Raw genomic sequence first — 24,916 nt, forward strand, 5'->3', positions numbered from 1 at the left:
GCATCAACCCCGAAGACGATCCGAAGGTGGAAAATGGTCCCTGCCCTGAAACACGTCAGCGTCCCCCATCCCGCGCCCTCCCCCGTCATCGGCCTGATCCGGCTGGCGGCGCTGGAATGCCGCGCAACGCCCCGCCACGCCGTCGAGGCCTGCGCCGTTCTGGCACCGGATGCAGGGGCCGAGGATTACGTGATCGCGCTGGTGCGTGCGCTTCAGGGGGCCGCGGACCGGCGCATGGTGTTCTGGCGACCGGGCGCGCCGGACCTGTCGTTCGACGAGGCATGGTTGCAGGCCCTGGTGCGCGCATACGATTCGCGGGACGTCGACAGCCAGCGCTTTCTGCTGACCCGGCGCCTGCGTCCATCGGCGGTTCCGATCGTGCGGCTCCTCTTGCGTGGATTGGTCGATTGCATGCCTCGGGACGCGCAAGACTAGAACTATTCTAAAAACATGTTGGATTTTGGACGGGGCGGCGTTACCTAGGCGTCAGCCAGCGAATGGATCGCAAGCCAGGCACCGTAGTTTCATTGGAGAGTCCCATGGCCCAGACCGCAACCGACCTGTCCCCCGACGCCACGACCGAGATCGCCGCAGCCCTGAATCAGGCCGTTGCCGAAACGGTCGTCACGACAATGCTGGCGCAGAACTTTCACTGGAACGTGACGGGCATGTCCTTTGGTCCGCTGCACGCCCTGTTTCAAGAAATCTACGAGGACCATTTCGTCGGTCAGGATGACCTAGCGGAACGGATCCGGGCCATCGGCGAGACGGCGGAAGGCAAGCTTGCGACCCATCTGTCACGCTCCAAGGTCGAAGAGGGCAACGAAGGCGCCACCGACAAGGAGATGATCCGTCATCTGGCCGAGGCACAGGAAACGATCGGGGCCACGCTCGCGGGCCTGTCAGAGGTGGCGGCAAAGCATGGTGACGTGCGCACCGAGGATCTTGCCATCGAACGTGGCCGTATCCACGACAAGTTCGCCTGGATCCTGCGTGCGCATCTTGCGTAACCCATTCGGGACGGGTGGGTTCAGCCCACCTTCCTGACGGATTTCGGTGCCGGGACGCCTTTCTTGAGGCATCGCTTCAGATAGGCGGCCCGCCAATGCAGGTACCGGCCCATGACCTGCTGCTGCGCCTGCACGAGGGCCACGAAATCGGCCATTGCCGGGCCCTTCTTCAGGCCCTTGGCGATTTTCTTCTGGGTCTTGGTCATCGAACACCCGATGCAGTGATCCCCTGCGGGACCTTGACGCTTGAACTTGCATACGCCGATGCAGGGACTCGGGGTCTTGGACATGGTGCGAAACCTCTTTCACGGTAGGTTCGCCCCCGACCTGCGGCCAGGGGCGATGGGTCAGGCGGGGCCGCTTACTCGAAGACGGCATCCGGGTTGTCGAGGCTGTCCGAGCCTTCGAAGGCCAACTCGGACACGCCCAGAACGGCGACGGCACGCTCGATCTCGCGCGTTTGCGCGACAAGGCCGTCGATCGCCGCCTGGACAAGCGCCCCACCGGCATCGTTTGCCGGGTTGAGCATCATGTCGTACTTCAGGCCGCTTTCGGCCGCGACCTTCAGCTCCATCATCTCGAACTGCGTCGCGTCGAGGGCCGCGCCCAGCGCATCGGCGACGGACTGATCGGCCGCCGCAACCATATCGCGCAGCGACGCACCCGACGTCACGGTGCCGTCAAGACCGACATAGGCGCCGTTGTAGACATTGCGAATGCCGAGTGCGTCATAGAAGTGATCGTTGTGCGTGTTGTCCGAAAAGCACGAATGCTCTTCCTCGGGGTCGTTCAGCAGAAGGCCAAGCTGCATCCGCTCACCGGCCTGTTCCCCGTAGGACAGGCTGCCCATGCCGGTCAGGATGCGCTGCAGGCCGGCTTCGTCCGCCAGAACCTCGGCGCGTGCTTCGCCACCTTCGGCCCATGCGCTGGCCATGAACTCCAGATCGCTGACCAGCAGGTCCGTCGCGGCCTGAAGATAGGCGCCGCGCCGATCGCAATTGTCGTTCGTGCAATCATCGCCCAGCGCGTAATCCGTCCATGGACGTTGCCCCGCGGTCTCGTCGTAGGCACCGATATCCTGCCCCCAGAGAAGGAACTCGATCGCGTGGTAGCCGGTGGCGACATTCGCCTCGGCGCCGCCCGCTTCGTGCAGGACACCTTCAAGAAGGGCGGGCGTGATCTCGCTGGCGTCGACCTCCTCGCCCGACAGCGTGAAGGTCGCGTTGGCCACGACGTTCAGACCCGCAGCCGGGTTGTCGGCATAGCCCTCGGCCGGGGCGGAGCCTTCGGCGCTGACGTAATCGATCAGACCCTCATCCAGCGGCCAGGCATTCACCTTGCCTTCCCAATCGTCGACGATCGGGTTGCCGAAGCGGTAGACCTCGGTCTGCTGGTAGGGAACACGGGACGCGAGCCAGGCGGCCTTCGCGGTCTCCAGCCCCTCGGCCGAGGGGTCGGCCACGAAGGCATCGACCGCCGCCTGCAACGTTTGCGCCGTCGTCAGGCTGTCGCCGTAGGCGGCCGCCGCGATGTCGGCGTAGGTCTCCAGCACGGCAGAATGTCCATCTGCCAGCAGAGGCGTTGCCAGCAAGGCGCAGCAGGCGGTCGTCGTCAGAAGTTTCATCTTGGGTCTCTCTTTCCTTAGTGAAGTCGTGTGGTCGCGGGGGGCGTAACCCCTGCGACGTGGGGGGCGCGAAGGTTGATCCGCATGCAGGCCAGCCCGGCGCGTTCCGCCGCGTTGACCGCCATCAGCAACCGGTCACCGGACACCAGCAGCGACAGGACCAGCATGGCCTCCTCCCGCTCGCCCTGCCCGGCAAGGGATAGCACCTGCGCGATGACGGCCTCGTCCGCGCCGACGCAGCGACACGTCAGGGCGTGTCGCATGACGGGGCGGCGCACGTCGTCCGACAGGATGGCCATCATCTCGATCCACGCGGCAAGACCGGTGTCCCCGGGCAAACGCCCCAGCGCGCCCTGAAACACCTGCGTGACACGCTGCTGGCCATCGGGGCCGTCGCACCAGTCGCGGAACATCAGCACGATCAGCGATTGCAGGCTGTCCAGCGCCCGCAGGTCCGCCACGGTCGCACCGCCGGGATTGCCGGTGGATTGCGACGCCGGCGAAAGCGGATCGTGGATGGTCATTTCGTCAGGATCAGCTTGCCGGCGCGGGTCAGGCGCAGGGTATAGGTCTGGTTGCCCAGAACGATCTTGGCCGTGGTTGCGCCGCTCAGGATATCCTCGGCGCGGTGGACCCGTTCGGCCCCTTCGACCTGCGGAGTGGGACTCGACATGTTCAACGCCCCACCCCCGCCAAACGATCAAGGATCATCTCGACCCGCGACTCCGACGGGGCCTGGCCCTCGAAGATCATTTGCGACAGCGCGCCGACACAGACCTCTGCGGGCAGCGGCGTGAAGGCTGGTTCATCCTGGCGTGACGTGGTCCGGTTCGTTCTCATCTTGCCCTCCATACCGCTCCCCTGACCCGCCATGAGCAGGGGGCTGTCCGGGCTGACCGACCGGAGGGATCCGACGGTTGGCTAGGCTCTTGGCCTATTCCTGACAAAAGAAGTCAGACAATGCAAGGCTGAGTTTGACGGGCCGTGCATGGCGCATTTTGGGGCAATTCGAATGACACCTGGCAACTGGTATGAATGTACGATTTCCACACCTGCGGTCGCAGCGCAGTCAGACCGACAGCCTTCGCCGGGTCGATACGGCCCAGTTCCTGAAAATGGGCAGGCCGTGATCTTCGCCCATTGCGATGCAGGTTTGCGGACAGGCGTCAGCGAAAGCGCGCTCTCGGGTGGTCGCGGTCCGCACGGGTCGGGCGCCCGATCAACCGGGCGTCCGACAGATCGCGACACCCTGATGATCAGCCCGGCAGGGTGCCGCGCTGCACGTAGGTCAGAATTTGGACGACCTGTTCGGATGTCTGCACGACAGCCAGCGCAGCTGCGTCGACCTCCTTCAGGGCGTGCTGATGATCGTCCCCGTGCATCACGATGAGGGATGTGCCCATCGCGGCGGCCTGCCCCGCATCGAAGGCGGCGTTCCACTGCTTGTACTTGTCGCCGAACCGAACGACGACGACATCGGCCTCCTCGATCCCCTTGCGGGTGCGGATCGCATTGAGCTTGGCGCCCTTGTGGTCGTGCCAGAACTTGCTTGCCTCGGCCCCCATGATCGCCACGCCGCAATCGTCGGATGCCGCGTGATCCAGAACGGGCGAGGAAAACACCACATCGAGCCCGGCCGCGCGGCAGCCTTCCATGATCTCGTCACGCCAATCGGTATGGATTTCTCCGGACAGGTAAACAGACAGGGTCATCATCGCCTCCATTGGGGTATGCCTTGGACGTCGTGGTAGGCCGCAGGGTGGCGCGGGCACAAGTCTTGCCCCCCCTGCCGCCCGTGATAGACGGCGCCATGGATTACGATGCGATCATTCTGGGGGCCGGTGGCGCGGGCCTCATGGCTGCGGCGACGGCGGGTCAGGCCGGTGCACGCGTTCTGGTCATCGATCATGCGGACAGGCCGGGAAAGAAGATCCTGATCTCGGGCGGCGGACGCTGCAACTTCACGAATACGGGCACCGAGGCCGAGTGTTTCCTGTCCGAAAACCCCCATTTCGCCAAATCGGCCCTGTCGCGATACACCCAATGGGATTTCCTGGCATTGGTCGAGGATCACAAGATCGCGTGGCACGAGAAGACGCTGGGGCAATTGTTCTGCGACGGCTCCGCCCGTCAGATCGTCGCGATGCTTCTGGCGGAATGCGAAAAGGGTGGGGTCGACATACGGCTGAACACCCCCGCAGGCGAAATCGGTCACGCTGACGGCCTCTATACCGTTGCGGGCGCCCGCGCGCCCGTGCTGGTCGTGGCCACGGGGGGACCGTCGATCCCCAAGATGGGCGCCACCGGAATCGCCTATGACATCGCGCGGCGCTTCGGCGTGAATGTCGTCACGCCGCGCCCGGCCCTCGTGCCCCTGACCCTGCCCGAGGCGGAAATGCCGTTCCGCGCCATTTCGGGTGTCGCCTGCCCGGCGATCGCCACGGCGGGGGGCGCCACGTTCGAAGAGGCCGCCCTGTTCACGCACAAGGGCTTGTCGGGGCCTGCAATCCTTCAGGTCTCCTCCTATTGGTCACCGGGGCAGCCGGTGTCCCTGAATGTCCTGCCGAACGCCGCGCATCTGTTGCGGGATGCGCGCAGGCGCATGCCCCGCGCTCACCTGAAGGCAGCACTGACGGAACATCTGCCGACACGTCTTGCCGACGCACTGGCGGCGCGCATTGGCCTTGCGACGGAACTGGGCAATGTTTCGGACGCGGAGGTCGACCGCGTTGCCATGGAACTGACGGCGCTGACGTTCCACCCGTCGGGCACCGAAGGTTACGCCAAGGCCGAGGTGACGGCGGGCGGGATCGACACCGGTGCGCTGTCCTCGAAAACCATGGAGGTGCGGGCGGTCCCCGGCCTTTACGCGGTCGGCGAGGCAGTCGATGTCACGGGTTGGCTGGGTGGATACAACTTTCAATGGGCCTGGGCCTCGGGCGTGGCCTGCGGACAGGCCATCGCCGCACGGACTCAGATCTGACCAGCGGCGCGGAAATGCGCCACGAGGTCATCGACCACCCCCCTGTGAAACGCCTCGCCACGGGCATCGGGCTGCTGCCCTGCGTTCCGCGCGGCCAGCGGGTCAGGCGCGCGAATGGCGGAGCCTGACATCTCCTCCAGCATGGCGTGGCCGCAGAACGGCACATAGACTTCGGAATAGCCGCCCTCATGCGCGGCGACCATGCGTCCGCCGGTCAGATCCATGATCGCCTTCGTCATCTGGCGAAAGGTTTCGGGGCTGCACATCATGCGGGCCAGCGGGTCGTAGTTCGACGCGTCAAACCCGCAGGCAACGATCACGAGGTCCGGATCGAAGGCCGCGAGGCGCGGAATCACGAGGCGCTGCATCACATCCAGATAGGCCACGTGACCACAGCCGGGCGGCAGGGGCAGGTTCATGTTTGCCCCCTGCCCCGCGCCCCGCCCCATCGCCGACACATCGCCGGTGTCGATCGGATAACAGCGGTCCTGATGAACCGAGATGGTCAGAACATCGTCGCGATCGTAGAAGATCGCCTCAGTCCCGTTGCCGTGATGAACATCCCAGTCGACAACGGCAACGCGCAGGTCGGGGTCGCGTGCCTTTGCCGCCTCGATCGCGATGGCGATATTGTTCAACAGACAGAACCCGTTCGGCCAATCCGGCAGACAGTGATGCCCGGGCGGACGCGACAGGGCATAGGCGTTGCGATGCGTGCCCGCCAGAACGCTGGCCACCGCGGCCATCACGAGGCCCGCGGACTGCGCCGCGATGTCGTAGCCATCGGGCCCGAACGGCGTGCGTAGTCCCAACTCGCCCCCGCCGGCGTCGGACATCGCCTCGAACCGGTCCAGATAGGATGCCGGATGGATGCGCAGCAGGTCGGCGCGCGTTGCCGCCGGTGCGCGTGACATCGCCAGTTCAGTCGACAAGCCGGTCACATCCATCAGGTTCTTCAGGCGACGCTTGGTTTCGGGGGCTTCCGGCAATCCGCCCGATACCATCGGCTGCACAAGTCCCCCGACGGCGGCCAGTTGCGCGTAATGGGCCCCGGCATGCCAGAAGCATCGCTCGTCCCAGTAAAATCCCGTGGTCGTGGTCATCGCCGTGCACCCCCCTGCCATTTACACGGCAAGGTGCCCCGTGGCGGGCAAGGGAACAACTGTCGATCTGATCGGTGGTTTCGGTGGATGGCTGATGTGGTCGATTCGATGCCGCGGATCCGCCCCCCGCTGGTGCAGAGACACCGGTATCACCCTTTTCGAAGGGCGCCATGCGTCCCGTGCCATCCAGAACCGGGCATTCCGTTGCGGCACCTGTCGGGCGCACTTATCCTTTCGGATAGGATGCTAGCCTGATGCTCACTGGCTTGCCCGCTCAAATTCCGTATGGTGTTTCAAGATCACTCACAGGATCTGCCATGCTCCTTTCTCTGCAGGTCCGGTGATGGTGCATAGTGTGTTAAATGGTCTGCCTGTTAACGGCGCCATGGGATCCCATGGCGCCGGCACCACCATCGGCTGAGGAAGGAGCATCGGTTTCCTGCGTCGACCAGATGATCGTCGTGCGCAGATATCCCGCCCCGCCCCTTTTTCGCCACGAAATCAGATTGCGACACTGTGGCGTCCTTCGGGGACGGCATAGGCATCAAGCCCCATGGCGATCATGCGCGCCATCGGACGCGCGCGGTCCGGAATGGTCAGAACCCCATCCCCCCCGACATCGACGGCTTCGGGCCAGGCGCGCGCCAACCGCCGCACTGCCGCAGCCACGCGTGCCCGATGTTCACCGAACTCTTCGGGTGCAATTCGAAACCCGCACAGCAGGCTTTCGATCATCGCGGCCTCGATGCGGTCGTCTTCGACGAAGGCATGGCCCTTGTGCGTCGCCAGCTTTCCGCCGCGCACCCGCTCCTGCCAGTCGGCGGTACGCACGGCGTTCTGGGCATAGCCTTGCGGCAGGCAACTGATGGCGGAGGCCCCCAGTCCCACGAGGGAGGGTGCCACATCCGTGGTGTAGCCCTGAAAGGATCGCCGCAGCCGACCTTGCGTGGCGGCAATGGCCAACGGATCGCCCGGACGCGCGAAATGGTCGATCCCGACCGGAACGAACCCGTCCGTGACGAACCGCGCGGCGGCCTGGTCGAACAGGCCGAGACGTCTGCGCCCATCGGGCAGATCCGCCTCCTTTATCATGACCTGACGCTTGGACGCCCAGGGCACGTGGGCATAACCGAACAGGGCCACCCGGTCCGGCTGCAACGCGAGTGCCTGTTCCAGCGTCCGGCCCAGGCTGATCGAGGTCTGATGCGGCAACCCGTACAACAGGTCGATGTTGATTGCGGCAATCCCCCGCGCGCGCAGCCCGTCGACGGCGGCGACCGTCTGGGCGACGCTCTGCGGGCGCCCGATGGCGGCCTGCACCGTCTCGTCGAAATCCTGAACGCCGATGCTGGCCCGCGTCACACCCCCCTTCGCAAGGGCATCAAGCCGCGCCTCGTCCAGCATGGTCGGATCGACTTCGACCGACACCTCCGCGTCGGGTTGAAAGGCGAACAAGTCCCGCAGGGTGCCGAACAACTGGTCGATGAGAACGGGGGGCAAGATCGTCGGCGTCCCCCCGCCCAGGTGCAATGTCGTCACCCTGACATCCGGCGGCAACAGATCGGCCACCATCGCCGCCTCCTGCATCAAAGCCTGAAGATAGGGCTGCAACGGCGCATCGCTTTTGGTGCCTTGCGTGCGGCAGGCGCAGAACCAGCAAAGGCGCCTGCAAAACGGGATGTGCAGGTACAGCGAAATATCAGATTTCGCAGGAATATCGCGCAACCACTGTTGCATCACCGCGGGGCCGACCGCGTCGGTGAAGTGCGGCGCCGAAGGATAGCTCGTGTAGCGCGGCGCGCGTGCATCGAACAAACCGTGGCGGGCAAGAAAGGCATGATCTGTCATGCTGTCACAGTTGTGATCTTCCGCGTGCTGTTTCCTTGATGCAGGTCAACCGGCGTGAAATAACGAACCATGACCCGCATCGACCTATCCCTCGCATCCGAAGGCTGTTCCGCCTGTCCGATTCGCCACCGTGCCGTTTGTGCCAGTTGCGAAGGGGAGGAGCTGGATCGCCTCGAGACAATGAAGAGCTATCGCAGCTGGAAAGCCGGGCAGACCATCGCGATGGAGGGCGACGACCTGCCCTTCGTGGCATCGCTCGTGACCGGTTGCGCGACGCTGACACGGTCGCTGGAAGACGGGCGCACGCAGATGGTCGGCCTTTTGATGCCATCCGACTTTCTTGGCCGTCCCGGGCGCAGGACCGCCCCCTATGAGGTCGTCGCCGCGACGGATGTGACCATGTGCATGTTCAACCGCTCCGACTTCGAGCACTTGCTGCGCGAAACGCCCCACGTGGCCGAACGCCTGCTGGAGATGTCGCTGGACGAATTGGACGCCGCACGCGAATGGATGCTGCTGCTGGGCCGCAAGACCGCGCGCGAAAAGGTCGCCACCCTGTTGTCGATCATCCTGCGCCGGGCCGCGAACGACGCCTATCCCCTGCACGCGGAACTGCCACTGACACGCGATGCCATGGCCTCCTACCTCGGCCTGACCATCGAGACGGTCAGCCGTCAGATCACCGCCCTGCGCAAGGATGGCGTGATCAGCCTCGTGGGCGCACGCGGGATCGAATGCCCCGATCTTGCCGCCCTCCTGACCGAGGCGGGGGACGACGACGACGGCACCTTCCTGAGCTGATCGACAGGCACGCGGCCGGACTGCGTTCCGACCTGTCATACGCCTGCGGCAGCCGGACGTCGGCGCGGGTGCCCGCAAGTTGCCCTGGCGGCGGCGGGCATGGACCATGCGTGATGCAGCCGCGCGCACAGGCGGATCACCTTGAACACCGCCCGGGGCGTCCATCGACGCCTGCCGCGTTTTCGACCTGCGCAAGCGGACATTCCGAAAAACCAATGTCCCGCCCTTGACCCAAATCAAGGTCGCCCCAGGGCGGCATCCTTAGACCGACCGCAAGGGACGGTCCGAATCTGCCGTCCTATCTGGACGGAGGACGACCCTGATGGACTATCTCAAACTCGTGATCCTGGGCCTGATCGGCCTTGTGGCGGCCCTGCTGGCCAGCCTCGGACACGACATCGCTTACAAGGTGCACGCGGCCATCGTGATGGTGGTTGCGGGCGGCATGTTTCTCTACACCCTGCGAGGCATGGAGGAAGGGGTGGCCCCCGCCCTTGCCACGCCGACCGGCTATATGGACGGCCCCGTCCGCTATGGCGTGATCGCCACGGCATTCTGGGGCATCGCCGGCTTTCTGGTCGGCGTGATCATCGCCTTTCAGCTGGCCTTTCCGGCACTCAACATCGAATGGGCGCAACCCTATGCAAACTTCGGACGCCTGCGGCCATTGCACACCTCGGCGGTGATTTTCGCGTTCGGGGGCAACGCCCTGATCGCCACGTCCTTCTATATCGTGCAGCGCACGTCCTCGGCCCGCCTGTTTGGCGGCAACCTCGCGTGGTTCGTGTTCTGGGGCTACAACCTGTTCATCGTTCTGGCCGCGACCGGCTATCTGCTAGGCGCAACCCAGTCCAAGGAATACGCCGAGCCCGAGTGGTACGTGGACATCTGGCTGACCATTGTCTGGGTCGCCTACCTCGTGGTCTTCCTCGGCACGATCATGACCCGCAAGGAACGCCACATCTACGTGGCCAACTGGTTCTTCCTCGCGTTCATCGTCACGGTCGCGATGCTGCATATCGTCAACAACCTGTCGATCCCCGTGTCCCTCCTCGGGTCCAAGTCGGTTCAGGTCTTCGCGGGCGTGCAGGATGCCATGACGCAGTGGTGGTATGGCCACAACGCGGTGGGCTTCTTCCTGACCGCCGGTTTCCTCGGGATGATGTACTACTTCGTGCCCAAGCAGGCCGGCCGCCCGGTCTATTCCTACAAGCTGTCGATCATCCACTTCTGGGCGCTGATCTTCCTGTACATCTGGGCCGGTCCGCACCACCTGCACTACACCGCGCTGCCTGACTGGGCCTCGACCCTCGGCATGGTGTTCTCGATCATCCTGTGGATGCCCAGCTGGGGCGGCATGATCAACGGCCTGATGACGCTGGAAGGCGCGTGGGACAAGATCCGCACCGACCCGATCATCCGGATGTTCGTGGCCTCGCTCGCCTTCTACGGCATGTCGACCTTCGAAGGCCCGATGATGTCGATCCGCGCGGTCAACTCGCTGTCGCACTACACCGACTGGACGATCGGGCACGTGCACTCCGGTGCGCTTGGCTGGAACGGCCTGATCACCTTCGGCGCGTTGTATTTCCTGACACCGAAACTCTGGGGCAAGAAGGAGATGTATTCCATGCCCGCCATCAACCTGCACTTCTGGTTGGCCACGATCGGGATCGTCTTCTACGCCGCCTCCATGTGGGTGACCGGCATCATGGAAGGCCTGATGTGGCGCGAAGTGGATGCCAACGGCTTCCTCGTGAACTCCTTCGCCGACACCGTCGACGCCAAGTTCCCGATGTATGTCGTGCGCGGCCTGGGCGGGGTCCTGTTCCTGTCGGGTGCCCTGGTGATGGTCTGGAACATGTGGATGACCATCCGCGCGCCCAAGCCCGCCGCAATCGCAACACCTGCGGAGTAACGATCCATGACCGATCAAGACAAGACAAGTCCGGACCCCCGCGACCCGAACTATGACCCCAAGGCCGACCCCAAGGTGGTCACCGCTGCCGAAGGCGTGTCCGAGGGCAAGGTGCCGAACGAGCTGCCTCCGGAAACGGAGACGATCACCTTCCACCAGCGGCTGGAGCGGAACGCGACGCTCCTGCTCGTCGGTTCGCTGCTGGTGGTGTCGATCGGCGGCATCGTGGAAATCGCGCCACTGTTCTGGCTGGAGAACACCATCGAGGAAGTGGAGGGCGTGCGCCCCTACTCCCCGCTGGAGCTGGCCGGGCGCGATATCTACATCCGGGAGGGGTGCTATGTCTGCCATTCGCAGATGATCCGCCCGATGCGCGACGAGGTGGAGCGCTACGGCCACTATTCGCTGGCCGCCGAGTCGATGTACGACCACCCGTTCCAATGGGGGTCCAAGCGGACCGGGCCGGACCTCGCCCGTGTCGGCGGCAGGTATTCGGACGAATGGCACGTCGATCACCTGATGGACCCGCAAAGCGTGGTGCCGGAATCGGTGATGCCGAAATACGCCTTCCTCGCGGATACGCGTCTGGACACCAGCATGATCGAACCGCTGGTCGCCACGCACCAGCTGGTCGGCGTGCCCTACACCGACGAGATGGTGCAGCTGGCCAGCGCGGACATCCGTGTCCAGGTCGACCCCTTCGGGGACATCGACGGCCTGCTGGAACGCTATCCCGGCACGCAGGTGCGCAACTTCGACGGGTTGGAGGCGCTGACCGAGATGGATGCGCTGGTGTCCTACCTGCAAATCCTTGGCACGATGGTGGATTTCTCCACGTTCGAGCCTGATGCAAGCCGCTGAGGGAGACAGAGACATGGACCTCTATACCATCTTGCGTGAATTCGCCGACAGCTGGGCCTTGCTGGCGCTTTTCACCTTTTTCATCGGCATGGCGCTGTTCGTGTTCCGCCCGGGATCACGCGCGCTTCACGACGACGCGGCGATGGTGCCGCTGCGCGAACGCGGCGCGCCCATGACCTGCACGGGCGCCTGCCCCGGTTGCAGCTGCGTCGGCGCGGCAGACCTCGCATCGGAGGGACGGACATGAGCGACAAGAAACGCGTCGACGAAGCGACCGGCACGGAGACCACCGGCCACAGCTGGGACGGCATCGAGGAGCTGAACACACCCCTGCCGCGCTGGTGGCTGTGGACCTTCTACGCCACGATCGTCTGGGGTATCATCTACGTGATCCTGTTCCCGGCCTGGCCGATGGTGTCGGGGGCAACGTCCGGCATCCTCGGGTGGTCCACGCGCGGCGACGTCGCCGCCGAGATCGAGGCCGCATCCCTTGCCAACGCCGATCTGCGCGAAAGCCTCGTGGGGATCGACCTTGCCGTGTTGGAGGAAAACGAGGAACTGCACCGCTTCGCCGTCTCCGCCGGCGCCTCGGTGTTCCGCAACAACTGCTCTCAGTGCCACGGCGCCGGTGCGGCGGGCGTTCAGGCGGCGGGCTATCCGAACCTGCTGGACGACGACTGGCTCTGGGGCGGTCAGATCACCGACATCGCCTATACCGTGCGCCACGGTATCCGGAACGAGGATGATTTCGACGCGCGCTGGTCCGAAATGCCCGCCTTCGGCGAGATGCTGGAGGACGAGGAGATCGCCACGCTGGTCACCCATGTGCGCAGCCTTGCCGGTCTGGCCGAAGCACCCGCCGGCGGCGAGGAGCTGTTCCTCGACAATTGCGCCAGCTGTCATGGCGACAACGGCCTTGGCGGGCGCGATGTCGGCGCGCCGAACCTGACGGATGCGATCTGGCTCTATGGCAGTTCCAAGGAGGAGGTGACCGAGACCATCACCAATTCCCGTTTCGGCGTGATGCCCCCGTGGGAAGAACGTCTGGGCGAGGCGCAGGTGCGTGCCGTCGCGGCCTATGTTCACGGCCTGGGCGGCGGCGAGCGCCAGGTCGGCGAATAGGTCGACCGCCCAAATGGGTTCCCGCGCGCGGTCCAGACGCAAGCGGGATGACAGCGGGGTTGAGGGACCCCAGCCGTCCGAACGGCACCCCCCCGGGGGTGCCGTTTGCGTGTCAGATCATCGAAAGCACGACGATCATCGCCAGCGTATAGAGCAGGATGCCACCCCCGATCAGGATGTAGTGGAAGTTGCCCGCCGTCTGGGCCTTGAGGATTGCGCCCATCTGGCCCAGCAAGTCGGGCCAGGTGTAGCTGACGAAATCGCCCTGGGTGAATACGGCCTTGATGCGTCCCTCGCCATCGACGACGGGCAGGCGCCGGAACCGTTCGTTCGACATCATCCGCAACCAGTCGAGCATGTCGTCGTCTTCCCGCGCGAGGCGGGGATTCTCGGTCATGATCGCGGACAGCGGCGTCGTCTTCGGGTCCAGCCCCTTGCCGACCACCTTGTTCATGATGTCGCGCTCGGTCGCCACGCCGATCACCTTTTCTTCGGCGTCGACGACGATGACACAGCCATAGTTCTTGTCGGACATCGCCGCGACCGCGTCCGTCACGATCGTGTCGGGCCCGCGGGTCAGGGGCTTGGGCTTGCTGCGGTATTCGGGGCGATCCATGAGGCGCCCGCCTGGTCGGTCGGTTCGTGCCATCGTCTGCGTCCTTTCGAGCTGCGCTGCGCAAGGACGTAGGCGGCGCGGACGCTGCGTCAAAAAGGCAGTGGTTGACGCAGATCAATGAGGCCCGACGGGCAAAGGTGACACAAGTCGCCAAACGCATGGTTTCCCTCCCCCATGCCCGAGGACCGACATGACCGATTCCCCTCCGCTCTTCGCCGCACGTGAACCCGTCTTTCCCCGCCGTGTCAGCGGCACCTTCCGCACGCTGAAATGGTGGATCATGGGGCTGACGCTGGGCATCTACTACCTCGTGCCCTGGATACGCTGGGACCGGGGGCCCAACCTGCCGGATCAGGCGGTCCTCGTCGACCTGGCGAACCGGCGTTTCTACTTCTTCTGGATCGAGATCTGGCCGCACGAATTCTACTTCGTGGCTGGATTGCTGATCATGGCGGGGCTTGGCCTGTTCCTTTTCACCTCGGCGCTGGGCCGGGTCTGGTGCGGATATACCTGTCCGCAGACGGTCTGGACCGACCTGTTCATCCTGACCGAACGCTGGATCGAAGGCGACCGCAACGCCCGTGTCCGCCTTTGGAAAGCCAAGTGGGACGCCCGCAAGTGGCGCCTGCGGATCGGCAAGTGGATGGTCTGGGCCCTGATCGGGTTGGCCACCGGCGGGGCCTGGGTGTTCTATTTCGCGGATGCGCCAACGCTGGCGCAGACCCTGGTGACCGGCCAAGCACCCTTCGTGGCCTATGCCACCATCGCGGTCCTGACCTTCACGACGGTCCTTCTGGGCGGGTTCGCGCGCGAACAGGTCTGCATCTACATGTGCCCCTGGCCGCGCATTCAGGGCGCGATGGTCGATGAGGGCACCCTGACCGTCGGCTACCGCGACTGGCGCGGGGAACCGCGCGGCCGCAAGCACGACAAAGCCGAGGGCGACTGCATCGACTGCATGGCCTGCGTCAACGTCTGCCCGATGGGCATCGACATCCGCGAGGGCCAGCAGATGGCCTGCATCACCTGTGCGCTGTGCATCGACGCCTGCGACGACGTGATGGCCAAGATCGGCAAGCCACGCGGTCTGATCGACTATCTCGCCCTGTCGGACCGCCCGCCGGAGTCTCTGGCCGAACGTCTGGCCGTCAACCCGATCGGCACGCAGGCCACGGGCGACGCGGTGACGATGGCCGCGGAGGGCGCGCCTGCCCCCGCACCCAACGCCGCGCCGATGCCAATCCTGACACGGGCCGACATCAAGGGCTGGGTTCCGCAGCCCGCGTGGAAACACATCCTGCGCAAGCGGACGATCATCTACACCGCGCTTTGGGCGGCCGTCGGCATCGCGCTGATCGTGGGCCTGTTCATCCGCCCCGAGATCGACATGACCGTCGCCCCCGTGCGCAACCCGCAGTTCGTGACCCTGTCGGACGGCACGATCCGCAACGCCTATGATATCCGCCTACGCAACAAGCATGGCGAAGCGCGGGACTTCCACCTGTCGTTGAAATCCGACGAGACGCTGCGCATTGCCCTGGAGGGGCGCGACGACCTGATCGTTCAGGTGCCGCCCGACAGCACCTTCCTGCAACGGGTCTACGTGTCCGCGCGCCCGCAGGACGCGGCAGCCTCGGACGACCGCACCGATCTGCGCTTCTGGGTCGAGGATCTGATATCCGAGGAACGCGCCTATTCCGACACGCTCTTTTTCGGCAAGGAGGCCGCACAATGACTACCCTTACCGGTCGCAAGGTTCTTGGCATCTTCACCATCGGCTTCGGTGCGATCATCACCGCCAACCTGACGCTTGCCTACAACGCGGTGCAGACGTTTCCGGGGTTGGAGACCAAGAACTCCTACGTCGCCTCGCAGCATTTCGACGACGACCGCGCGGCCCAGCAGGCACTGGGCTGGACCGCCGAAGTGCATCTGGTCGACCGCGACCTGCAACTGACGCTGCTCGACCGCAGCGGCGCCCCCATCGGCGACGCGGACCTGTCCGGCGTTCTGGGCCGTGCCACCAACGTCGCCGACGACATCACGCCCGAATGGTCGTTCGACGGACAGATCTGGCATGCGCCCGCCGACCTGAACCCCGGCAACTGGGACCTGCGCCTCGTGGCGACGCGCGGCGACGACACCTATCGTCGGCGCCTCAAGCTGGAGACGGTGAGATGACCGCCTTCGCCGATCCGCATCAGCGGACCACCGGCGCGCCGGATCCGCGGACCTTCATCCTGTCGGTGCCGGGAATGCGCTGTGCCGGGTGCATGGGCACGGTGGAACGCACCCTGTCCGCCCTGCCCGGCGTCGCCGCCGCGCGCGTCAACCTTGGCGACAAGCAGGTGCGGGTGACGACCCTGACCGACGCCGCCCCTCTGATCGCCGCCTTGGCCGACGAGGGGTTCGACGCGCGGGAGATGGATCAGGACGTCCTCGCCTCCGACAAGGATACCGAGGGCCGTGCCCTTCTGACGCGCATCGGCGTTGCCGCCTTTGCGATGATGAACGTGATGATCCTGTCCGTCGCCGTCTGGTCCGGCGCGGAGGAGGCGACACGCGCCCTGTTCCATTGGCTATCGGCCGCCATCGCCCTGCCCGCGCTGGCGTATTCGGGGCGGCCCTTCTTCGCCTCTGCCCTGACCGCCCTGCGCGCCATGCGGGTCAACATGGATGTGCCGATCAGTCTTGCCATCCTTCTGGCCGCTGGCATGTCGGTGCACGAAGCCTGGGTCCACGGCCCCGATGCCTGGTTCGACGCGGCGCTGTCGCTGACGCTGTTCCTGCTGATCGGGCGCTACCTCGACCACCGCACACGCCGGGCCGCCCGCTCGGCTGCCGCCGCGTTGACCGCGCTGGAGGTGCCGCGCGCAACATTGGTGACCGAGACCGGGACCGTGGTGGTTCCCACCGCGACACTGGCCATAGGCGACATCATCCGTGTCCTGCCCGGTGCCCGCGTGCCCGTCGACGCCGAGGTCGTGGAGGGTCGCGCCGACCTCGACCGATCGCTGATCACGGGCGAAAGCCTGCCATTGTCCGCCACGCCCGGCACCGCCGTCGCCGCCGGTGAGACGGTGCTGACCGCGCCCCTTACCTTGCGCGCCACCGCCGTGGGCGAAGACACCAGCCTGCGCCGCATGGCCCGCGCCGTGTCCGTCGCCGAAGGCGCGCGCAACCGCCATGTGGCGCTGGCCGACCGGGCCGCGCGCATCTATGCGCCGCTGGTGCACGGGTTGGCCGCCGCCGGGTTCCTCGGCTGGTTCATCGCGACGGGCGACGCGCACAAGGCCCTGCTTGTGGCTGTCGCCACGCTGATCATCACCTGTCCCTGCGCCTTGGGGCTGGCCGTGCCCGCGGTCTCGGTTGCGGCGTCGTCCCGGCTGTTTCGCGGTGGCATGCTGCTGAAATCCTCGACCGCGCTGGAACGGCTGGCCGAGGTCGATGCCATAGTCCTCGACAAGACCGGGACGCTGACCACGGGCAGCCTGCACCTCGACCATCTGGACGATGAGGCCGCAAGCGTCGCCCTGGCGCTGGCACAATCGTCGGACCACCCCGTCGCCCGTGCGGTCGCCCTTGCCCTTGACGGAACGCAGCCGGCCACCCTGACCGATGTCTGCGAAATTGCAGGTGATGGCATCACGGCCATCTGGAACGACAGGACCGTGCGTCTGGGCCGCGGGCCGACCGGCACCGAACTTGGCCTGCCGGACCGTCCTGCCATGACCCTGACCCCCGAGGAGACTCTGCGCCCCGGTGCGCGGGCCCTGATCGATCATGCGCGGGCGGCGCATCTGCCGGTCACCCTGCTGTCCGGCGACCGCGCAGGCCCGGTGCGCCGGATCGCGGCGGACCTCGGCATCGACGATTGGCGCGCCGAAACGACGCCTCAGGACAAGATGGACCTGCTGGCGGACCGCGCACGCGCAGGTCAGCGTGTCCTGATGGTGGGTGATGGGCTGAACGACGCCGGTGCCTTGGCGGCGGCCCATGTCTCCATCTCGCCGGCCTCGGCGCTGGATGCGGCGCGGGCGGCATCGGACGCCGTCCTGCTCGGGGGCGATCTGGCGATGGTCGGTGTCGCCTTGTCCGTGGCGCGACAGGCACGCCGCCGGATGCTCGAGAACTTCGGCCTTGCCGCGACCTACAACGCCATCAGCGTGCCACTGGCCCTTGCAGGATTTGCCACGCCGCTGATGGCCGCGATCGCGATGTCGACGTCATCGATCCTCGTGGTTCTAAACGCGCTACGGCTGAGGGCGGCCCGATGAACGTTCTCGTGATCCTGATCCCCGTCTCGCTCGCGCTTGGCGCAGTCGGCCTTCTGGCCTGTCTCTGGACCCTGCGACACCGCCAATACGAAGACCTCGAAGGCGACGCGGCCCGCATCCTGCTGGAGGAGGACGACGGTCCCTGAACCGGACGGAAAACGCCTGACGCCTGCGTCGGCGTCAGGCCCCCGGCAATTTGTCCGGCGCTACGCGGCGCCAGACTGCAAGAGGGCATCGATCTCCTGCCGATGCGGCATGGACGCGGCCGCGCCGTCCCGGGTGACCGAAAGCGCGGCGACCGCCGTGGCAAAGCGCACCGCGTCTTCGGCCGAGGCCCCCTCGGACAGGGCCGTGGCAAAGCCGCCGTTGAAGGCATCGCCTGCGCCCACCGTCGCAACCACCGGGCCCGCGGACAAGGCTGGCACGTGCAGCGACCGATCCGCCGAATGCAGCAGCGCCCCCTCCGCCCCAAGGGTCATCAGCACGGTGCCGACGCCCATCGACAGCAAGGCATCCGCCGCCGCGCGGGCGGAGGTCAGGTCGTGAACGGCAATGCCGGACAGACTCTCGGCCTCCGTCTCGTTCGGGGTCACGTAATCGCACAGCGCCAGCATTTCTTCTGGCACATCAGCGGCGGGTGCCGGGTTCAGGATCGTGATCGCCCCACCGTCTCGCGCCACCTGCAGGGCGCGAAAGGCGGCATCCATCGGCTGTTCCAGCTGGGTGACGAACACGCGGGCACCACCGATCAGATCGGCGCGGGCGTCAACGTCGTCGACCGACAGCGTGCCCGCCACACCGGGCGCCACGATGACCGCGTTCTCGCCACTTGCGGCGTCCAGAAAGATGAACGCGGCGCCGGTATCGCCGCCGCGCGTCAACGCGGGGGTCACGCCTGCCTCGGACCATACGTCCAACGCGATCTGGCCGAAGGTATCCTCGCCCAGTCGGGACACGAAGGTGACGTCGCCGCCCGCGCGCCCCGCTGCAACCGCCTGGTTCGATCCCTTGCCACCCGGCCCAAGCGAGAATTCCTGTCCGAGGATCGTCTCGCCCATCCGGGGCAGCCGGTCTGCGCGAAAGGACACGTCGGCCACGAACACCCCGAGGATGACGACCGCCGACATCACACGCCTCCCGTCATGTCTGCGTCGCCTGTGCCGCGCGCATGGCGGGGCAGATCGCCCCGCGGTGCCGCGCCACGGTCGGCCGGGCGGCCTGCGCCTGTCGTGTTCTGCATCAACGTCCCTCCTGACGGGCGATCACGGCATCGGCCATTGCCTGCCCCAGCGCCCTTTGTCCTTCGGCGGTCAGATGCACGCCGTCCAGCGCATCGACCGCCGTGATCCGCCCCGCGTCGAAGAACCCACACCCAAGACGGGCCGCCTCGTCGCGCAGGGCGGGGGCGATGGCCCGCGACCGGATCGGTCCGCCCTGGAACATCTCGGCCAGCACGCCTGCCTCCTCCACCGGGACGGGCGCCACCAGCATCACGTCGGGCGCCGCCCCGTCCGGTCCGGCGGTCGAGGCCTGCACCACCTGTGCCAGCTTGCCGATGCCCGCGGCGATGTCCCAGCCGCGCAGACCGAAACGCGCCTTGCAGTCGTTGGTCCCCAGCATGATTATGACGAGGTCCAGCGGACGATGGCTTTCCAGCAGGGCCGGCAAGGCGGCCAGCCCGTTCTTGTGCGCCCCGTCGATCGGATCGGGATGCACCGTCGTGCGGCCGGGATGCCCCTCGGTCACGACCTCGGTTCCGGGCGCCCGTGCCTGCAGGACACGGGCCATGACCGCCGGCCAACGCGCGTCCACCGGATACCGGTCCAGCTGTCCCAGCCGGGAAAGCGGCACCGTCCCGTGGGAGTTGCTGTCTCCGAAAACCAGTATGGACGTCATGTTACCTCGGGGTGGTCAAAAAATGTGCAACCTGCGCCCCTTGGATAACGTGGGCGCATCGCGTTGGATACGCCTTTTTCAGGAAAGCTCCCGCTGCAACCAGCCTGCGACCGCCCGGGCCGTCCGACCGGGGTGCACGGCCCGCGCAATCATCATCTGGTCGAAGGCGACGCGCGGACCAACCTCGACAAGCCGTCCTTGCGACAGAAGGCCCGCGACAAGGGACAAGCGTCCCATCGCGACGCCCCGGCCCGCAAGCGCATCTTCGATAGCAAGCGCATAGAGCGAATGAACCGGCCCGGTCGGGCGGTCCTGGAACGCGGGGCCCGCCCCCGCCCGCCATGTCGTCCAGTCCCCGGACCAGACGGCATCGGCGAGGCACGGGCCCTCGACCCGACCGGGTGCAGCGACAGGCATCAGCCAATCCTGTCCCGGTCCGAAAAACAGCGTCACGTCGAACCCATGCCGTTTCGTGGCCGGCGGCTGTTCCAGCGCCGTGATCGACAGGGACAGACCGGGAAAGGCCGCCAGCAACGCGTCCTGTCTTGGTTGAACCCAGAGTTGGGCGATTGCCGGCAGACAGGCGAGGGACAGGCGCATGGGCGCCGCCTCGGACCGCAGGACATGACCCGCCGCGCCCAGCGCATCGAATGCCGCCGTCAGTGACGGAAGACACCGGGCACCGACCTCGGTCAGGCGCACGCCACGCGCATCCCGTATGAACAGGGGCGCCCCCAGCAACGCCTCGATCCCCTTGACATGGGCCGCCACCGCGCCGGGCGTCACGCCCAGATCGGCTGCGGCCGCGGCAAAGCCGCCAAGGCGTGCCGCCGCCTCGACGGCGCGCAGACCGTTGAGCGGCAGATCGGATGGCGGCGGGGGTGCGACGGGCATGGGCAAAGCCTCAGGTTTTCTGATCCTCAGTTTCAGACCCCTTGGCGTTGACCGCAACCCCCGCCTGATCGACACCTTCGGCATCTGTTTCCCGGAGTTCGCCCATGACCGATCTTGCCCCCCGCCCCTGGCTGTCCGAAGCCGCAAGTGCCCGCGTCGACGCCCTGCCCCTGCCCGCCGATCCCGCCCTGCGGATCGAGGCCCTGGCCGAGGAAACGCGGGCGATCCATGACCTGCGGACCTTCAACCTGAACCCTGCCACCAATGTCATGAACCCGAGGGCCGAGGCGCTGCTGTCGTCGGGTATCGGGTCCCGCCCGTCGCTGGGCCAACCGGGCGAGAAATACGAGATGGGCCTGCAGGCGGTCGAGGAGATCGAGGTCATCACCGCCCGGCTGGCCAGCGCCGTCTTCGACGCGACCTTCGCCGAGGTGCGCGTGCCGTCGGGCGCACTTGCAAACCTGTTCACCTTCATGGCGCTGGCCAAACCCGGCGATGCGATCATCGCGCCGCCGGCGTCCATCGGGGGCCATGTGACCCACCACGCCGCGGGCTGTGCGGGGTTGTACGGGTTCGACATCCATCCCGCGCCGGTGGATGCCGATGGCTACACGGTCGATGTCGACGCGCTTCGCGACCTCGCCCTCAGGGTGCGCCCGAAGATCATCACGCTTGGCGCATCGCTCAACCTGTTCGCCCATCCGGTGGCCGAGGTGCGCGCGATCGCGGATGAAGTGGGTGCCACGCTGATGTTCGATGCCGCGCACCTGTGCGGCATGATCGCGGGCCGGGCCTGGGCCAACCCCCTGACGCTGGGTGCGCATGTCATGACGATGTCGACCTACAAGTCGCTGGGTGGCCCGGCTGGCGGGTTGATCGTCACGAACGAGGCGCGGGTGGCCGAGGCACTGGATGCCGTGGCCTTCCCCGGCATGACCGCCAATTTCGACGTGGCCAAGACCGCCGCATTGGGCGTGACCTTGCAGGACTGGCGCAGCCATGGCCCGGCCTATGCCGAGGCGATGCAGGCCCTTGCCACCGCCCTCGCCAATGCCGCGCGGAGCGAGGGGTTGCCCCTGTTCGAAACATCGAAGGGCGTGACCGACAGCCATCAGTTCGCGCTGGATGCCGCGCCCTTCGGTGGCGGGCAGGCGATGGCCCTGCGGCTGGAGACAGCAGGCTTTCTGACCTGTGGTATCGGCCTGCCGCGACCACCCGTTGCCGGTGACATGAACGGCCTGCGGATCGGCACGCCGGAAATGGCCCGACGAGGGGTGACGCCGGGGGATGCCCCTGTCATTATGTCGCTACTTGCCCGCGCCCTGCGCGATGACCCTGCGACCATCGCGCCCGAGACAACCCGGCTGCGCGCACAATTCCAAGGACTGCTTTATGTCAACTGACGGCCTTCTGTGTATCGGTGAAGTCATGGGAGAGCTTCGCCGCTCGGACGAGGGCTTTGCCCTCGGGTTCGCAGGCGACAGCTACAACACCGCCGTCTATGCGCGCCGGGCCGATCCCGGCCTGCGCGTCGACTACTTCACGGCCATCGGGCACGATCCCCTGTCGACCGGCCTTCTCGAGGCCGCTGCGGACGAGGGCATCGGCACCGGGATGATCCGGCGCGATCCGGCGCGCCAGATCGGCCTCTACTCCGTCACGACCGATGACGCGGGCGAGCGGTCGTTCCATTACTGGCGCGCGCAATCCGCGGCGCGGGCGATGTTCGACGACGGCGCCGAGGCGATCGCCACCTCGAACCACGCGATCCTGTTCCTGTCCGGCATCACGCTGGCGATCCTGCCGCCCGCTGGCCGCGAGGCGCTGATAGAGGCGTTGGCATCCGCCCCCGGCCGCGTGGCCTTCGACAGCAACTATCGCCCGGCCCTGTGGGAGGACGCCGCGACGGCGGCCGATGCCGTCGCCGCCATGTGGCGCGTCACCGATATTGCCCTGCCCTCGATCGAGGATATGGACGTGCTGTTCGGCGACGACGAGGCGAGCACATTGGAGCGCCTGTTGCAGGCGGGCTGTACCTCGGGCGCACTCAAACGCGGACCTGCCGGGCCGCTTGCGCTGAACGGCACGGCCCCCGAGGGATGCGCCCCTGCGCCCAAGGTCGTCGATACGACCAGCGCAGGCGACAGCTTCAACGGGGCCTATCTTGCGGCCATCCTTTCCGGACAGCCCGAGGGCAAGGCCCTGCGCGCAGGGCACGACATGGCAGCGAAGGTTGTCCAGTATCCCGGCGCGATCATTCCGAAAGACGCCTGAGGCACGAACCCGGTCGACCGTCAGGCGGGTGCCCTTCGGTCGGCCATCCAGGCGTCCAACGCCGCGACCTGCTCGGCGTCGAACCTGAGGCCGAGCTTGGAGCGCCGCCATAATACATCCTCGGCGGTGCGGGCCCATTCGCGGTCCATCAGCCATGCGACCTCCGCCCCCGTCAGGGTTGCCCCGAAATCGGTGCCAAGGCAGGCGGCATCCGACGCATCGCCCAGTATCGCGGATGCTTCGGTTCCGTAGGCGCGCACGAGGCGCAGGGCCCAATGCTCCGTCAGGAACGGATAACGTGCCCTCAGGGCCGCGACCTGCTCCGGCTGGCCACCGACGGGGAAATCACCGCCCGGAAGCGGCGCATCATGGGTCCACGGGGCGGTCACGGTCAGATGGTCGCCGATCTTGTCCATCGCGGCATTGGCCAGCTTGCGGAACGTCGTGATCTTGCCGCCGAAGATGTTCAGCACCGGGGCACCGCCCGTCGCATCCACCTTGAGGACGTAATCGCGTGTGGCCGCCGTGGCCGAGCTTGCCCCGTCGTCGTAGAGGGGGCGCACCCCCGAATAGGTCCAGACGACGTCTGCGGGGGACAGGTCCTGCTTGAAATAGCCATTGGCGAAGGTCAGCAGGTAGTCACGTTCTTCCGGGGTGCAGACGGGTTTCGCGTCGGCATCGTGATGCTCCGCATCCGTCGTGCCGATCAGGGTATAGTCGTATTCATAGGGGATCGCGAAGATGATCCGGCCATCCGCCCCTTGGAAGAAATAGCTCTTGTCATGATCGAATAGGCGCCGCGTGACGATGTGCGATCCGCGCACCAGCCGCACGCCTTCCTTGGCGTTCGACCGCACGACGCCCTGAATGACATCCCCGACCCAAGGCCCGGCGGCATTGACCAGCATCCGGGCACGCACGGTGCCGGTGCGTTCACCGGCCAGGGTGATCGACCATTCCTGACCGTCCCGTTCCGCGCTGACGACGCGGGTGCGCACGTGGATATCGGTGCCCCGCGCCGCCGCATCGCGGGCATTCAGCACGACCAGGCGTGAATCCTCGACCCAGCCGTCGGAATATTCGAACGCCTTGTGAAAACGATCCTCGAGGGGCGCGCCCTCGGGCGTTCCGTCGAGCGAGATCGTCCTGGTGCCGGGCAGCAGCTTGGATCTGGCGAGGCTGTCATACATCAGCAGACCTGCCCGGATCAGCCAGTCAGGCCGTTTGCCGCGCAGCCACGGCATCACGGTCCCAAGAAGGTTCGACGTCGGCGTCCCGCCCTCGAACCGCATGTCGGGGGACAGGGGGAGCACAAAGCGCATGGGCCAGCTGATATGCGGCATGTTGCGCAACAGAACGTCCCGTTCGCGCAGCGCCTCGCGCACCAGCCGCACCTCCCAGTATTCGAGATAGCGCAATCCGCCATGGAACAGCTTGGTCGAGGAGGACGAGGTGGCGCCCGCCAGATCGCCCATCTCGGCCAGACCGACGGACAACCCCCGACCGGATGCATCACGGGCGATGCCGCAACCGTTGATCCCGCCGCCGATCACGAAAAGGTCGTAGGTCTCTCGCATGACTTACCTCAAAACGAACACAAACGAACATCTAGTGCATTTTTCCGCGCACTCAATCCCGGATTCCGGGGGCCGTCCTAGCCCCCGAGGATGATCCAAAGCAGAAAGGCGC

Annotated in this window: 27 protein-coding genes; 14 read left to right on the top strand and 13 right to left on the bottom strand. The window is 66.2% G+C overall.

Going from position 1 to position 24,916, the window contains the following annotated elements; translation table 11 throughout:
• Positions 1-33: 33 nt before the first annotated feature.
• Positions 34-435 carry a hypothetical protein gene (locus V6N07_RS07270; RefSeq protein WP_371155167.1) on the top strand — a complete coding sequence of 134 codons (402 nt, stop codon included), beginning with the start codon at positions 34-36 and terminating at the stop codon, positions 433-435.
• 104 nt (positions 436-539) lie between these two features.
• Entirely contained in the window at positions 540-1,010 is a 471-nt protein-coding gene (locus V6N07_RS07275; protein ID WP_371155169.1) for a Dps family protein, read from the top strand.
• A 20-nt stretch (positions 1,011-1,030) separates the two neighbouring features.
• On the opposite strand, the gene V6N07_RS07280 is transcribed toward V6N07_RS07275, so the two are convergent.
• From V6N07_RS07280 to V6N07_RS07305, 6 genes are all read right to left on the bottom strand, one after another.
• Positions 1,031-1,216 carry a hypothetical protein gene (locus tag V6N07_RS07280; RefSeq protein ID WP_371155171.1) on the bottom strand — a complete coding sequence of 62 codons (186 nt, stop codon included), beginning with the start codon at positions 1,214-1,216 and terminating at the stop codon, positions 1,031-1,033.
• A 155-nt stretch (positions 1,217-1,371) separates the two neighbouring features.
• Complete coding sequence (locus V6N07_RS07285) at positions 1,372-2,634, bottom strand: imelysin family protein (protein WP_371155172.1); 1,263 nt, start codon at positions 2,632-2,634, stop codon at positions 1,372-1,374.
• A gap of 17 nt (positions 2,635-2,651) precedes the next feature.
• Positions 2,652-3,158, bottom strand: coding sequence for a hypothetical protein (locus V6N07_RS07290; protein WP_371155174.1), 507 nt, complete (start codon positions 3,156-3,158; stop codon positions 2,652-2,654).
• Complete coding sequence (gene hemP, locus V6N07_RS07295; protein WP_371155176.1) at positions 3,155-3,307, bottom strand: hemin uptake protein HemP; 153 nt, start codon at positions 3,305-3,307, stop codon at positions 3,155-3,157. Before hemP ends, V6N07_RS07290 begins: the two co-directional genes overlap by 4 nt.
• A gap of 2 nt (positions 3,308-3,309) precedes the next feature.
• Positions 3,310-3,474 carry a hypothetical protein gene (locus V6N07_RS07300; RefSeq protein ID WP_371155178.1) on the bottom strand — a complete coding sequence of 55 codons (165 nt, stop codon included), beginning with the start codon at positions 3,472-3,474 and terminating at the stop codon, positions 3,310-3,312.
• 416 nt (positions 3,475-3,890) lie between these two features.
• Positions 3,891-4,346: a YtoQ family protein gene (locus tag V6N07_RS07305; RefSeq protein ID WP_371155180.1), complete on the bottom strand. Its 456-nt coding sequence runs from the start codon at positions 4,344-4,346 to the stop codon at positions 3,891-3,893.
• Between the two features lie 98 nt (positions 4,347-4,444).
• Here V6N07_RS07305 and V6N07_RS07310 point away from each other — a divergent pair, with 98 nt between their 5' ends.
• A complete protein-coding gene (locus V6N07_RS07310; protein WP_371155403.1) occupies positions 4,445-5,617 on the top strand; it encodes an NAD(P)/FAD-dependent oxidoreductase in 1,173 nt (390 codons plus the stop codon).
• Here V6N07_RS07310 and V6N07_RS07315 read toward each other — a convergent pair.
• Positions 5,608-6,720, bottom strand: coding sequence for a class II histone deacetylase (locus V6N07_RS07315; protein ID WP_371155182.1), 1,113 nt, complete (start codon positions 6,718-6,720; stop codon positions 5,608-5,610). The two genes, V6N07_RS07310 and V6N07_RS07315, sit on opposite strands and share 10 nt — an antisense overlap.
• 501 nt (positions 6,721-7,221) lie before the next feature.
• Positions 7,222-8,568 carry an oxygen-independent coproporphyrinogen III oxidase gene (hemN, locus tag V6N07_RS07320; RefSeq protein ID WP_371155184.1) on the bottom strand — a complete coding sequence of 449 codons (1,347 nt, stop codon included), beginning with the start codon at positions 8,566-8,568 and terminating at the stop codon, positions 7,222-7,224.
• A gap of 69 nt (positions 8,569-8,637) precedes the next feature.
• Between hemN and fnrL the strand changes: the two genes are divergently transcribed.
• The 5 genes from fnrL to ccoP all read left to right on the top strand — a co-directional run bounded on the left by fnrL (position 8,638) and on the right by ccoP (position 13,270).
• Entirely contained in the window at positions 8,638-9,369 is a 732-nt protein-coding gene (gene fnrL / locus V6N07_RS07325) for a transcriptional regulator FnrL (RefSeq protein ID WP_371155186.1), read from the top strand.
• Between the two features lie 322 nt (positions 9,370-9,691).
• Positions 9,692-11,287: a cytochrome-c oxidase, cbb3-type subunit I gene (ccoN, locus tag V6N07_RS07330; protein ID WP_371155187.1), complete on the top strand. Its 1,596-nt coding sequence runs from the start codon at positions 9,692-9,694 to the stop codon at positions 11,285-11,287.
• Positions 11,288-11,293: 6 nt separating this feature from the next.
• Positions 11,294-12,148, top strand: a complete 855-nt coding sequence (gene ccoO, locus V6N07_RS07335; RefSeq protein WP_371155189.1) for a cytochrome-c oxidase, cbb3-type subunit II — start codon at positions 11,294-11,296, stop codon at positions 12,146-12,148.
• A 13-nt stretch (positions 12,149-12,161) separates the two neighbouring features.
• Positions 12,162-12,395: a cbb3-type cytochrome c oxidase subunit 3 gene (locus V6N07_RS07340; RefSeq protein ID WP_371155191.1), complete on the top strand. Its 234-nt coding sequence runs from the start codon at positions 12,162-12,164 to the stop codon at positions 12,393-12,395.
• The gene (gene ccoP, locus V6N07_RS07345; protein WP_371155193.1) at positions 12,392-13,270 is read left to right on the top strand and encodes a cytochrome-c oxidase, cbb3-type subunit III; all 879 of its coding nucleotides are present in this window, start codon (positions 12,392-12,394) and stop codon (positions 13,268-13,270) included. Before V6N07_RS07340 ends, ccoP begins: the two co-directional genes overlap by 4 nt.
• Positions 13,271-13,382: 112 nt before the next feature.
• Here the strand turns inward: ccoP and V6N07_RS07350 are convergent, their stop codons facing one another.
• A complete protein-coding gene (locus tag V6N07_RS07350) occupies positions 13,383-13,919 on the bottom strand; it encodes a cyclic nucleotide-binding/CBS domain-containing protein (protein WP_371155195.1) in 537 nt (178 codons plus the stop codon).
• 157 nt (positions 13,920-14,076) lie between these two features.
• Here V6N07_RS07350 and ccoG point away from each other — a divergent pair, with 157 nt between their 5' ends.
• Genes ccoG through ccoS form a run of 4 tightly spaced genes read left to right on the top strand, consistent with a single transcriptional unit; the run spans position 14,077 to position 18,309 of the window.
• Positions 14,077-15,621 (top strand): cytochrome c oxidase accessory protein CcoG, encoded by a 1,545-nt coding sequence (gene ccoG / locus V6N07_RS07355; RefSeq protein ID WP_371155197.1) that lies wholly within the window; start codon positions 14,077-14,079, stop codon positions 15,619-15,621.
• Positions 15,618-16,067, top strand: a complete 450-nt coding sequence (locus tag V6N07_RS07360; RefSeq protein ID WP_371155199.1) for a FixH family protein — start codon at positions 15,618-15,620, stop codon at positions 16,065-16,067. Before ccoG ends, V6N07_RS07360 begins: the two co-directional genes overlap by 4 nt.
• Positions 16,064-18,163: a heavy metal translocating P-type ATPase gene (locus tag V6N07_RS07365; protein ID WP_371155201.1), complete on the top strand. Its 2,100-nt coding sequence runs from the start codon at positions 16,064-16,066 to the stop codon at positions 18,161-18,163. The genes V6N07_RS07360 and V6N07_RS07365 overlap by 4 nt, the downstream gene beginning before the upstream one ends.
• Entirely contained in the window at positions 18,160-18,309 is a 150-nt protein-coding gene (ccoS, locus tag V6N07_RS07370) for a cbb3-type cytochrome oxidase assembly protein CcoS (protein WP_371155203.1), read from the top strand. Before V6N07_RS07365 ends, ccoS begins: the two co-directional genes overlap by 4 nt.
• A 60-nt stretch (positions 18,310-18,369) precedes the next feature.
• Here ccoS and V6N07_RS07375 read toward each other — a convergent pair whose 3' ends face one another.
• The 3 genes from V6N07_RS07375 to V6N07_RS07385 all read right to left on the bottom strand — a co-directional run bounded on the left by V6N07_RS07375 (position 18,370) and on the right by V6N07_RS07385 (position 20,953).
• Positions 18,370-19,290, bottom strand: coding sequence for a ribokinase (locus V6N07_RS07375; protein ID WP_371155204.1), 921 nt, complete (start codon positions 19,288-19,290; stop codon positions 18,370-18,372).
• A gap of 112 nt (positions 19,291-19,402) precedes the next feature.
• On the bottom strand, positions 19,403-20,059 hold the full coding sequence (locus tag V6N07_RS07380) for an SGNH/GDSL hydrolase family protein (RefSeq protein WP_371155206.1): 657 nt from the start codon (positions 20,057-20,059) through the stop codon (positions 19,403-19,405).
• A gap of 78 nt (positions 20,060-20,137) precedes the next feature.
• Positions 20,138-20,953: a LysR family transcriptional regulator gene (locus V6N07_RS07385; protein WP_371155207.1), complete on the bottom strand. Its 816-nt coding sequence runs from the start codon at positions 20,951-20,953 to the stop codon at positions 20,138-20,140.
• Positions 20,954-21,057: 104 nt separating this feature from the next.
• Between V6N07_RS07385 and glyA the strand changes: the two genes are divergently transcribed.
• Together glyA and V6N07_RS07395 are read left to right on the top strand one after the other, a co-directional pair.
• Positions 21,058-22,356, top strand: coding sequence for a serine hydroxymethyltransferase (gene glyA / locus V6N07_RS07390; protein WP_371155209.1), 1,299 nt, complete (start codon positions 21,058-21,060; stop codon positions 22,354-22,356).
• Positions 22,346-23,227, top strand: a complete 882-nt coding sequence (locus tag V6N07_RS07395; RefSeq protein ID WP_371155211.1) for a sugar kinase — start codon at positions 22,346-22,348, stop codon at positions 23,225-23,227. Before glyA ends, V6N07_RS07395 begins: the two co-directional genes overlap by 11 nt.
• 20 nt (positions 23,228-23,247) lie before the next feature.
• On the opposite strand, the gene glpD is transcribed toward V6N07_RS07395, so the two are convergent.
• The gene (glpD, locus tag V6N07_RS07400; protein WP_371155212.1) at positions 23,248-24,804 is read right to left on the bottom strand and encodes a glycerol-3-phosphate dehydrogenase; all 1,557 of its coding nucleotides are present in this window, start codon (positions 24,802-24,804) and stop codon (positions 23,248-23,250) included.
• Positions 24,805-24,916 lie beyond the last annotated feature (112 nt).

The organism is Jannaschia sp. 2305UL9-9, from assembly GCF_041403465.1.
GTDB lineage: Bacteria > Pseudomonadota > Alphaproteobacteria > Rhodobacterales > Rhodobacteraceae > Jannaschia.

Excerpts from the sequence above, each read along its gene's own strand:
- ccoN (WP_371155187.1), top strand. The coding sequence starts at position 9,692 with ATGGACTATCTCAAACTCGTGATCCTGGGCCTGATCGGCCTTGTGGCG.
- V6N07_RS07365 (WP_371155201.1), top strand. The coding sequence starts at position 16,064 with ATGACCGCCTTCGCCGATCCGCATCAGCGGACCACCGGCGCGCCGGAT.
- hemN (WP_371155184.1), bottom strand. The coding sequence starts at position 8,568 with ATGACAGATCATGCCTTTCTTGCCCGCCACGGTTTGTTCGATGCACGC.
- ccoO (WP_371155189.1), top strand. The coding sequence starts at position 11,294 with ATGACCGATCAAGACAAGACAAGTCCGGACCCCCGCGACCCGAACTAT.
- V6N07_RS07395 (WP_371155211.1), top strand. The coding sequence starts at position 22,346 with ATGTCAACTGACGGCCTTCTGTGTATCGGTGAAGTCATGGGAGAGCTT.
- ccoP (WP_371155193.1), top strand. The coding sequence starts at position 12,392 with ATGAGCGACAAGAAACGCGTCGACGAAGCGACCGGCACGGAGACCACC.
- V6N07_RS07340 (WP_371155191.1), top strand. The coding sequence starts at position 12,162 with ATGGACCTCTATACCATCTTGCGTGAATTCGCCGACAGCTGGGCCTTG.
- V6N07_RS07290 (WP_371155174.1), bottom strand. The coding sequence starts at position 3,158 with ATGACCATCCACGATCCGCTTTCGCCGGCGTCGCAATCCACCGGCAAT.
- V6N07_RS07350 (WP_371155195.1), bottom strand. The coding sequence starts at position 13,919 with ATGGCACGAACCGACCGACCAGGCGGGCGCCTCATGGATCGCCCCGAA.
- glpD (WP_371155212.1), bottom strand. The coding sequence starts at position 24,804 with ATGCGAGAGACCTACGACCTTTTCGTGATCGGCGGCGGGATCAACGGT.
- V6N07_RS07280 (WP_371155171.1), bottom strand. The coding sequence starts at position 1,216 with ATGACCAAGACCCAGAAGAAAATCGCCAAGGGCCTGAAGAAGGGCCCG.
- V6N07_RS07300 (WP_371155178.1), bottom strand. The coding sequence starts at position 3,474 with ATGAGAACGAACCGGACCACGTCACGCCAGGATGAACCAGCCTTCACG.
- fnrL (WP_371155186.1), top strand. The coding sequence starts at position 8,638 with ATGACCCGCATCGACCTATCCCTCGCATCCGAAGGCTGTTCCGCCTGT.
- V6N07_RS07270 (WP_371155167.1), top strand. The coding sequence starts at position 34 with ATGGTCCCTGCCCTGAAACACGTCAGCGTCCCCCATCCCGCGCCCTCC.
- V6N07_RS07285 (WP_371155172.1), bottom strand. The coding sequence starts at position 2,634 with ATGAAACTTCTGACGACGACCGCCTGCTGCGCCTTGCTGGCAACGCCT.
- V6N07_RS07375 (WP_371155204.1), bottom strand. The coding sequence starts at position 19,290 with ATGTCGGCGGTCGTCATCCTCGGGGTGTTCGTGGCCGACGTGTCCTTT.
- V6N07_RS07385 (WP_371155207.1), bottom strand. The coding sequence starts at position 20,953 with ATGCCCGTCGCACCCCCGCCGCCATCCGATCTGCCGCTCAACGGTCTG.
- glyA (WP_371155209.1), top strand. The coding sequence starts at position 21,058 with ATGACCGATCTTGCCCCCCGCCCCTGGCTGTCCGAAGCCGCAAGTGCC.
- V6N07_RS07380 (WP_371155206.1), bottom strand. The coding sequence starts at position 20,059 with ATGACGTCCATACTGGTTTTCGGAGACAGCAACTCCCACGGGACGGTG.
- V6N07_RS07360 (WP_371155199.1), top strand. The coding sequence starts at position 15,618 with ATGACTACCCTTACCGGTCGCAAGGTTCTTGGCATCTTCACCATCGGC.
- V6N07_RS07305 (WP_371155180.1), bottom strand. The coding sequence starts at position 4,346 with ATGACCCTGTCTGTTTACCTGTCCGGAGAAATCCATACCGATTGGCGT.
- V6N07_RS07275 (WP_371155169.1), top strand. The coding sequence starts at position 540 with ATGGCCCAGACCGCAACCGACCTGTCCCCCGACGCCACGACCGAGATC.
- V6N07_RS07315 (WP_371155182.1), bottom strand. The coding sequence starts at position 6,720 with ATGACCACGACCACGGGATTTTACTGGGACGAGCGATGCTTCTGGCAT.
- ccoG (WP_371155197.1), top strand. The coding sequence starts at position 14,077 with ATGACCGATTCCCCTCCGCTCTTCGCCGCACGTGAACCCGTCTTTCCC.
- hemP (WP_371155176.1), bottom strand. The coding sequence starts at position 3,307 with ATGTCGAGTCCCACTCCGCAGGTCGAAGGGGCCGAACGGGTCCACCGC.
- V6N07_RS07310 (WP_371155403.1), top strand. The coding sequence starts at position 4,445 with ATGGATTACGATGCGATCATTCTGGGGGCCGGTGGCGCGGGCCTCATG.
- ccoS (WP_371155203.1), top strand. The coding sequence starts at position 18,160 with ATGAACGTTCTCGTGATCCTGATCCCCGTCTCGCTCGCGCTTGGCGCA.